Here is a 9,045-nt window from a genome sequence, read left to right as displayed (position 1 = left end):
ATCGACTATTTGAATCAGTAGAAGAACTAGAAAAATTGCTACATAAATTATTAAATGAAGGAGAGCTTATAATTAAATGGAATAGAAAAATCAAAAACAAAGGCAATGCTGTTTATCCGGTTTAGCTGCGTAGCAGCTTAACTCCAGCCTGTCGCCAATCTGACAAGCCGCCGCTAGAAGTTGTTCGCGATCGCACCTTGTCTGCGGCTCAAATCGTGGGTATCCTTGCCAACCAACACCCTCCTCTGCCATCGCTAACGTGGAAACAGAAGCGCGGATAAACCAGGTTTGTCGCTCTAAATCCCGTTCATCTAACTGCTCAAGGCGATATACTACCTGTTCCATTCCCGATCGCTCAAAAAAATTAGCGAAGATTTGGTTATTGCTGCCAACCACATCGCGGGAATTGGGACGAGTAGTAAACATGGGGATGTCCCCCTGCCATAACTCCTGCCGTTCCGTCGGGATCACTTTGGCAATATCTGGAAGATGCTGGACTTCAATCCAGAGTTTATCAAACCAGCGATCGCGCTCTAGGGCATTTCTCAACACATCGGGATGGAAACTCTCGGCTAGTAACGCGGCGTAAGTCCGGGTGGGACGCAAAACGACACGTATCTCATCCTCAGCGAAGTGAGTTAAACGTGCCTGGAACTCATCCCGGTATTTTACCAAGTCCTGATAAACTGCTGTAAATCCAGTAACAATCTCCTCGGCGAAATCTAAAACATTCACCTCAGTCTCCAGCAGATGCGGTTGATTCTGAGCGCCTTGCAGCAACCTTTGCTGGCGAACGACTCGCATTTCATCCGTAGCCACTCCTTCCCAAGACCGAATCCGTCGTGGTACAGTCTGACCTGGTTGACTACCGATGCCACTTTTGTCAAGTCCTTCTGATTGGTGACTTGTCCAACGGCGATTTGGCAGTAATCCCACCCGCAAAACGGAGTAAGCCAGTTGTTGGCTTGCCAGAAATACCGATTCTTTTAAAGGGGTGGTATTGATAGTGGTGCGGCGGGGGTGGAATAGGGATTCTAAGTCAATTAAGATAGGTTGCTCCCCAGCGGCAATTAAGTTTTCCGAATGAAAATCTGTGGCTTCTAGGGCATACAGCAACGCTAAATAGCCGCCAATTCGTTGATAAAAACGCTGAACCTCTTCTGGGGAGTGACAACTGTGGGCAGTGACAAATTCTACCCATCCATAACTCCCACGATTGAGAATGTTGATAGTTTTGAAGGCTGGGTGATTTCCTCGGTGATTGAGCCAAGTAAGGAGTTCCTGAAAATGGACATCTATGGCTAGGGATTTGGGTTTATAAACAATCTGGAAGCCAGAACTAAATTTAGCGATCGCAACAGAACGCCCCCCTCGGTGACTATCCCCTGCATTCGGTTTTAGTTCTGTCAATACACCGGGATTGCTGTGGGGATAAAATGTCGTGCAAATCTCATCCCAATCAGCACACAGACGCTGGATAAATTCCAGGCTAACCTTAACCCAGCGCTCAATACAAGTTACTAATTGTCTTGCCAAAACGGGATATTCTTGTAATATACCAAGCATGACATCCCGTTGATATATTCGTTCTAAGAAGCTTAAGAATCGCTCTCTCGGATTATTGCCTGACAACAGCCCTTGCAAACGAGCAACGTTGAGTTCTAATATCAGGGTTTGGTTCAACATCTGGAGCAATGGTTGGGGCAGATGCTGATAGAAAATCTCGTTGATTGTGTTGGGGTTAAAGGGGATTTTTGATTGGGTTCTATTGAGTAGGGATTGGATACCAACGTCTAGGCGCTCAATGCCTTGGCTAATGAGGGGTTCAATGGCATAGAGGAAACCCGATGACTCTTTACCGGGTGATAACTGGGAAGGCGGGATAATTTTGATCTTGGGGGGTTCGGTACGGGAAAAGGCTTTCTCTAGTTCGTTTAACCAATCGGGTGGAGTAGGGGAACGCTGTTGTAATGCGGCTATCGATTCACCTAAAAGGTAGCGAAAGGATTCAGGGGTGAGTCCATCGGTTGCTAATCGTTGAGTATAGTAGGAGTCTATCGGAAAGGGGGTTTGCGATCGCCATCGCTGCCATCGACTCTCTGCCAAAGCCTCGTCAAATTCCTGATCAATTGCAGGCTCCAGTGTGTCTAGCGTTGCAATCCGTTCCCTCAATGTCAGTGCCTGATACCAGGCTACTCCCTTTAACCCCTGATTCATCACGCTTTGCTCCAAAATCCTGCCTCAATCTATTTGTTATAATTACTACTTGAACTCTAGAGCCGTCACGGAGAAACCCCTACTACACGCAAAGCCTATAGCAGGGGATTATGCTATGTCCGTGATTGTTTGTTTAGTCTGATCAATCAACGCAGGCGTGCGCCTTCCTACAGGCGTAGCCTCTCCCTAGGTTCCAGCCTAGGTCATTGATAGTACATCACTGGTTTTACAAGCTCAGGGTTGTTTCCCCACAATGTTCGCAATCGGTGTGGCAGGTTTCTTCATGAGACGTACCCTGCGCCAGCACGTTCAGCGCACCGCCAGCCATGGATGACATCTCTTCATCTGCCAATTCAATCAATCCGGCTGGATTCTCTGGAAGCTGCGCCTTCTCAGCCTCACTCAAGCTTTCACGATAGTCTGTGTCTTTCCAAGCGCGGATGATGTCGATATTCGACATGAGATTCTCCTTTGGGTAAAACCCATGGTTTTGCTGTCTTCAGAGTATAGACAAAAATGAGAATGATAACAATTCTCAAAAAATAAAGTTTTGTTTCCCTGGCTGGGGGCGATCGCTCAAGTTGAGTTACAAAACCGCAATATCCAGATTAGTTTCAGATTTTTTGAGATAATGATTATCAATCTCATTTTTAGCCAGTGCATGACCATGACCAGTACAGTCCCCATTAGCCTCACGTCCCTTACCTTATCTGCATTAGCGATCGCGGTTACCTCACCTGCTGCGGCAATCTCCCTAGCGACTGGGTATAAGTACGAGCGCTTCGATATCCCTGGTGCTACATTCGTTACCGTTAACGCGATTGACAACATTGGACAAATTGCCGGACAAAAAGCGGAAAACAGCCCTGCAACAGGTTTCTTTGTAGATAGCGATGGGGAAGTAAAGTTTTTTAACCCGCCTGAATCTTACGCGACTGCGGTATGGGACATGAACGATGCAGGTACTATCGTGGGGTACTCCTTCCGCGACGACTCCTTCCTCAAGGCAGAACCCTACATATATAACGGCAGTCAGTTCTACACTCCTGATCTGTTCCCTGGCAGTAATTTCCCAGACGTGGAGTTCTCTTCAATCAATAATGCAGGGCAGATTGTTGGGTTCTACTATACCGATCTTTTCTGGAATCCTTATGAGGTGCATGGATTTCTGCTGAATGCCGAGAACTTCTCAACTCTAAGTCCTGATGATGTCACCCCGATTACGATTGCTGGAGCAAGTCAGATTTTCCCTTGGGGAATCAATGACGCTGGCAAGATTACTGGTCATTTTAATGATACCAATGGCACCCATGGTTTTCTTCTGGCAGGGGAGCAACTTACCCAACTCAACATTCCCGGAGCAGACAGAACTAGACCCTCTGCCATTAACAATAAAGATTCGATTATCGGCGTGTTTACTCTGCCTGAAACAGGGCGAAATTCTTACTCGTTTATTTGGAACAATGGGCAATTCCAGGAACTTGCCTTCCCCAATGCCTTGTCAACTCGGGTGCTGGACATTAATGATACCGGAGTGATTGTTGGACGCTATCAAGATGCTGACGGCAAATTTTATGGCTTCCGCGCCACACCTGTTCCTGAACCCAGCACGGTTTTCGCATTGGTGGGATTGGGTGTTGTCGCTTTTTTAGGGAATCGTCAAAAACGTTTATAAACTGGTGATTGGCAGGGCTGTTTCATTCTAGTAATGGGGCAAGGAGCCAAAGCCTACCATAGAGCCAGGGAGAGTCGGAACTTTGAAACGGCGTCGCTGCGACGGATTCGGCGCGGACTTGCGACTCAAGGGTGAGAAATTCTTTTTGCGGATGGGTTCTCGGAAAGACATTACCAGAGGTTCCCCCGATTTATGCAAGTCTTTTCTGTCCTTCCCAGGAGGCGCGATCGCGTCTATGAGATTGGTAGCAGAAAATATCTTCTGACATGCTCCCCGTGCGATCGCACTTCACTCATCTTAGCAAAACTTAGCAAACGTGCGATCGCGTCTAACCGAAGCTATACTCAAATGCGGACGAAAGGACTTGAACCTTCACACCTTACGGTACTAGAACCTAAATCTAGCGCGTCTGCCAATTCCGCCACGTCCGCAACTTACTCGATAGCTATCATAGCAAAAACTTGACGATTTGGTTAGCTGAGTTCGACGTAACGCTCACCTTATTTTCCCGTTGCTATCGCCTGAAAGCCTCCAGGTGTGCGTCAAGCCTGTAGCTTATATCAAATTCAGGTTGAATACTCCTCCAGAACACTGTAGAGACGTAGCATGCTACGTCTCTACAATCCTGAAAGAACCGGGGTTCTACCTGATTATGTATCAATTCCCCATCCCCATCGTCTACGGGTTCTCCTCCCCAGGTTGCGGTAAGGGTAGAGTAATTGTCACCGTACTTCCTTCTCCGGCTTGAGACTCTACCGCGATCGCACCATTTTGTAAATCCACACAATGTTTAACTAGTATCAGCCCTAAACTACTCCCCGTCACCCCATCACCATGACTATTGGTGTCGAAGGCGTTGAATAAGACATTTTGCTCAGGTTCGGGAATATTACTCCCAAAATCCGGAATACGAAACACTATCTGTACGTCTTGACACAACAATTCCAACTTGATCGGACTATCCTCTGGTGAATAGCGCCATGCACTAATCATCAAATTTGTCAACATCCGGCGCAACAATTTTTCATCAGCAACGCGACAACAAGATTCAGGACTGACAAAGGTAATTTGGCGTCTTGATGGTGTACGCTCCTGTAACTGGGTGATTAATTCCTGACACAACTGAGTTAAATTCACTTCTGTGGGATTTAAAGGTAGTTGTTTGGATTCAACCTTATTAATCCACAGCAGATCATTCAGGATTTGGTTGATCCGGTGAGCATTCCCTTGGATGCGCTGGAGATAGTAAAGGTTGTCGTTCTCAGTGTCGAAATCGGGGTTATTTTCCAGGTATTTAGCATGGGAAAAAATCTTGTTCAGAGGATTACGAAGTTCTTGGGTAACCACTGAAGCCAATCGGGAAAGATGGGATTTGAGCGCCCGATATTCGGCTTCTTTTGCCATAGCTTCGCTAACAGCTACCCTCGCCTGTTTTTGTTCACTCAAATCTTTAAACGTGATCACAATGGCGCTACCATCCCCGTCGAGATTCTCTAAACGAGTCATCGTGTACTCGTAATCCTTCACCCCCTCAACCGTGGTTAAGGTAATTTCGTCGGTTCTAGACTCTCCCGTGGTTAAAACCAAGTCCCGTTGAATATCCAACTGTTCCATCTGTTCGGCGGACAACTTCAGATCATGCCAAGTTTTACCGATAAAATCTTTTTGCTGGAGTCCCCAAGCCTGGGCTGCGGCTTGATTCACATAGACATATTTGCCCGTGCGATCGCACAATAGGAAAAAGTCACTGGAATTTGAGAGAATCGCATTCAGAATTCGTCCGAGTTGTTCGACTGAGGTATCCGGCGTTGGGGGAGAGGGGGTGGCTGAAGGTTTCTTCTCTGGCTGACTGGCGGCTTGTTTGACCGCTTGCTGCTGCTGAATCGCTTGTTGCTGACGAATTGCCTCTTGTTGCTGTGCTTTGAGGCGTTTTTGCTCACTAATATCCTCTAGAATACAAATCGCTGAAGTGGGTTCGTCTGAAGTCCCCAATACCAGCGCCACCGTCAGGCGTCCCCACTCGATGGTGCTATCCGGATAGTGGATAGGCTTCTCCAATTGGTAGGAGTGACGTTCACCCGCTATCAATTGACGAAACATTGCTGATTCCATTCCTGACTTATCTAAATTCATCCATGTCATCAAAGTGGGTGCTAATTCATCAGCCGGACAACCGAGCATTGCCTGTAGTTTCGGGTTATATTCGATCAGGTTACCCTGATGATCCAAAAGTCCTAACCCAATGACCGTGTGCTTCACAATGGAGTCAAACAGGGGATGATTGTGGGATTGCATGGAATCTTTATAGCGTGCGATCGTTAAATCTTGCAACCGCCAGCGCAATCCAATCACCTGACCCGATGGGTTTTTCACAGGCGCGACGGTTAGGGAAGCGAGGAAGGAGGTATTACTACGGGGTTGAATCTGGACGGGCCAATTATTGATTGACTCACCCCGTTGTAACTGACTCAACTTGTAAAAAAAATCGCGCCGTTCCTGGGTAGCGACAAAAACGGCTAAAGATTTGCCCACCAGACGTTCTGGAGAAAAGTTGAGCAAATGGGCGGCGGCTTGATTTGCCTCAAAAATGATCGCGTCGGGATTGGTGACGAGGTAACCATCGGGGGCAAACTCAAACAATTCCCGGTAACGCTGGCGTTCAGCTTCTATGGTAATCTGGCTTTGCGCTAATTTATCATTTTGTTGGCGCAGTTCTCCGGCAGCAAATTGCAATTCTTGCAGGGAATGAGACAGTTGTGTCAAACTCTCCAGTAATAAGTGTTGCTGCTGATTCGACATTTCCTCTGTGCGTAAAGACGCCTGTATTGGCAATTTAAATACTTCGTGTGCTTGTTGCCAAAGCGTCTCTACACGTCTGAGGGATAGGGAAATCTGTTGGTCAAAGGTTTCTGCGGTCATCTTCTACTACACAAATAGCTGCACCCTTTTAACCTCCCTATTTTCTACTATTGTTCCGGACTTTGTCTTGATAGAACAGGCTATTCGGGTATAATGTCCCGACAACTCTTGCCCACCCTAAATAAAATCTGATTATGCCAGTCAGGGGGCGGCATGTCGGCAAAATTCAAGGATAGCTGAATGATGAATTTCCTTTTCCTTATTCCCTGTTCCCTGTTCCCTATGAAAAAGTTCCTTGACTAATGACGAATGACTAATGATTATTCCTCCCCCTTAACCACTAATACTGAACAAGGGGCATCAGCTACCACCTGACTACTTACCGAACCTTGCACAATTCGCTGTAAGCCCGTTAGTCCACGAGTACCAATCACAATTAAATCCGCGTGATAAATATGAGCAAGGCGAATTATTTCTGCGGAAGGGTCACCGTTAACAATTTGAATTTCACTGGGACAAGGTAGTTTAGCTTGATACAGTTGCAGTTGCTGTTCGGTTTCTTGGTAAAGGAACTCCTCAGAAGGATGCGGGCGATCAAGGGGGATGTCCATTTCAGGATCTTGAGGAAGCATGACATGGCACAGGATAATTTTGGTGGCTGATGTTATTTGTAGGTTGTCTAGGGTTTCAATTAAGCGATAGGTTGGCTTGGAGCTCTCGAGAGCTACCAGAATCGTCTTTAGCACCAAAATTTCTCCTCATCGTGAGCGATTGTGAGCGATTGGCTCCCAGCAATAGGAATTCTCCCTCTTGAGCAGAGGTTTTGTCTACTGGCTTGACAAATTGTTATTTGTCATTCGTCATTCGTTGTGAATGATTGAGGACGAATGAGTGACGGATAACTCACCAATCCAGTCAATCGTGCCTTTCGCCAAAGGTTCGTAAGCGCACGGAATCCCCATGAGAGGGTAATCCTTCGGCTTGTGCCAACACCTGAATGGCGCTTGCCATTTTATTCAGGGCGGTTGAGGAATATTGAATGAGACTCGAGTGCTTCATGAATGTCTCAACACCCAACGCCGAAGCATAGCGAGCAGCACCGGAGGTGGGTAAGGTGTGATTGGGTCCGGCGATATAGTCCCCAACGGCTTCTGGGGTGGATGTTCCCAGGAAGATGGCACCAGCATGGCGGATCTTTTCGAGTAAGTCCCAGGGTTCGGTGATTTCTAATTCTAGGTGTTCGGGGGCAAACTCATTGGACAATTCTGCGGCGATTTCCAGGGAATCGACGACTACAATTAATCCGTAGTGCGCGATCGCTTTTTCGGTAAGTAGGCGTCGGGGATGATCCTGAAGTTGCCGTTTGACTTCGGCTTGCACGCTTTTTGCCAGTTGAGCGTCTGTCGTCACCAGGATAGCAGCGGCTAGCGGGTCATGTTCTGCCTGTGCTAATAAATCGGCGGCGATATAGACAGGGTTGGCAGCACTATCGGCAATAATCAGTACCTCCGATGGACCTGCCAGAGAGTCAATACCCACAGTCCCGTAGATGAGTTTCTTTGCCAGGGTGACGTAGATATTTCCTGGACCTGTAATCACATCCACCTTGGGAATGGTTTCGGTGCCATAAGCTAAAGCCGCGATCGCTTGGGCGCCTCCGATACGGTAAATTTCGCTGACTCCGGCTTCTTGGGCGGCGACTAACACGGCTGGATTAATCTTTTTCTCCAAGCCCGGTGGTGTGACCATGACGACTTGAGGCACTTTTGCCACTTTAGCCGGAATCGCATTCATTAACACCGTACTCGGGTAAGCGGCTCGACCACCAGGAACATAGAGTCCGGCGCGATCCACTGGCGTGTAACGTTTGCCCAGCACCACCTCATCATCGCCAAAGTGCACCCAAGATTTGGGGACACGTTGTCGGTGAAAGGCTTCAATCTGCTGTGCTGCCAACTGAATCGCATCCAGGAGTTCCTTGGATACTTGCTGGTAGGCAGCATCCAGTTCTGAGCCACTGACACGCAGTTGCTCAGGGGTTAAACATTGATGATCGAATTCTTCGGTATAGTGCAAGAGGGCTTTATCCCCTTGGCGTTTTACCGTCTGCAAGACTTCTCGCACCGTCGCCTCTTTGTGCATGATTCCATCGTGGGAGGTGCGATCGCAGATCCGCCGTAGTTCAGTTTTTGCCTCAGCCTGCTGAGTGATTATTCGCAGCATGGAGTCGGTGTGCCTATCATGAGGTATTACCCGTGGGAGACTAGGAGAGGATGAGGGAGTTCCCTGACCGG

The 9,045-nt window shown here is 47.7% G+C and carries 7 protein-coding genes, 1 tRNA gene and 1 pseudogene; 3 read left to right on the top strand and 6 right to left on the bottom strand.

The genetic code is table 11. The features are described 5' to 3' along the window. A pseudogene (locus tag RLO19_RS24215) lies at nucleotides 1-125 on the top strand (IS630 family transposase); the annotation flags it as partial. Here the strand turns inward: RLO19_RS24215 and lanM are convergent. Next, entirely contained in the window at nucleotides 91-2,217 is a 2,127-nt protein-coding gene (gene lanM, locus RLO19_RS24210) for a type 2 lanthipeptide synthetase LanM (RefSeq protein WP_446359955.1), read from the bottom strand. The pseudogene RLO19_RS24215 and the gene lanM overlap by 35 nt on opposite strands. 226 nt (nucleotides 2,218-2,443) lie before the next feature. Then, entirely contained in the window at nucleotides 2,444-2,677 is a 234-nt protein-coding gene (locus RLO19_RS24205; protein ID WP_446359954.1) for a mersacidin/lichenicidin family type 2 lantibiotic, read from the bottom strand. Between the two features lie 90 nt (nucleotides 2,678-2,767). On the opposite strand from RLO19_RS24205, the gene RLO19_RS24200 reads away from it, so the two are divergent. Both RLO19_RS24200 and RLO19_RS24195 read left to right on the top strand, forming a co-directional pair. Further along, nucleotides 2,768-3,892 (top strand): PEP-CTERM sorting domain-containing protein, encoded by a 1,125-nt coding sequence (locus RLO19_RS24200; RefSeq protein WP_446359953.1) that lies wholly within the window; start codon nucleotides 2,768-2,770, stop codon nucleotides 3,890-3,892. 82 nt (nucleotides 3,893-3,974) lie between these two features. Beyond that, nucleotides 3,975-4,157, top strand: a complete 183-nt coding sequence (locus tag RLO19_RS24195) for a hypothetical protein (protein WP_446359952.1) — start codon at nucleotides 3,975-3,977, stop codon at nucleotides 4,155-4,157. An 84-nt stretch (nucleotides 4,158-4,241) separates the two neighbouring features. Here the strand turns inward: RLO19_RS24195 and RLO19_RS24190 are convergent. From RLO19_RS24190 to hisD, 4 genes are all read right to left on the bottom strand, one after another. Beyond that, nucleotides 4,242-4,323: transfer RNA gene (locus RLO19_RS24190), tRNA-Leu, on the bottom strand. A gap of 247 nt (nucleotides 4,324-4,570) precedes the next feature. Then, a complete protein-coding gene (locus tag RLO19_RS24185; protein WP_446359951.1) occupies nucleotides 4,571-6,811 on the bottom strand; it encodes a PAS domain-containing sensor histidine kinase in 2,241 nt (746 codons plus the stop codon). A 260-nt stretch (nucleotides 6,812-7,071) separates the two neighbouring features. Further along, entirely contained in the window at nucleotides 7,072-7,497 is a 426-nt protein-coding gene (locus RLO19_RS24180; RefSeq protein WP_446359950.1) for a universal stress protein, read from the bottom strand. Between the two features lie 169 nt (nucleotides 7,498-7,666). Beyond that, on the bottom strand, nucleotides 7,667-8,974 hold the full coding sequence (gene hisD, locus RLO19_RS24175; RefSeq protein ID WP_446359949.1) for a histidinol dehydrogenase: 1,308 nt from the start codon (nucleotides 8,972-8,974) through the stop codon (nucleotides 7,667-7,669). Nucleotides 8,975-9,045 lie beyond the last annotated feature (71 nt).

This window comes from Coleofasciculus sp. G2-EDA-02 (genome assembly GCF_040226375.1).
In the GTDB taxonomy this organism is placed as follows: domain Bacteria; phylum Cyanobacteriota; class Cyanobacteriia; order Cyanobacteriales; family Coleofasciculaceae; genus Coleofasciculus.
This window is presented reverse-complemented; position numbering and strand designations above follow the sequence as displayed.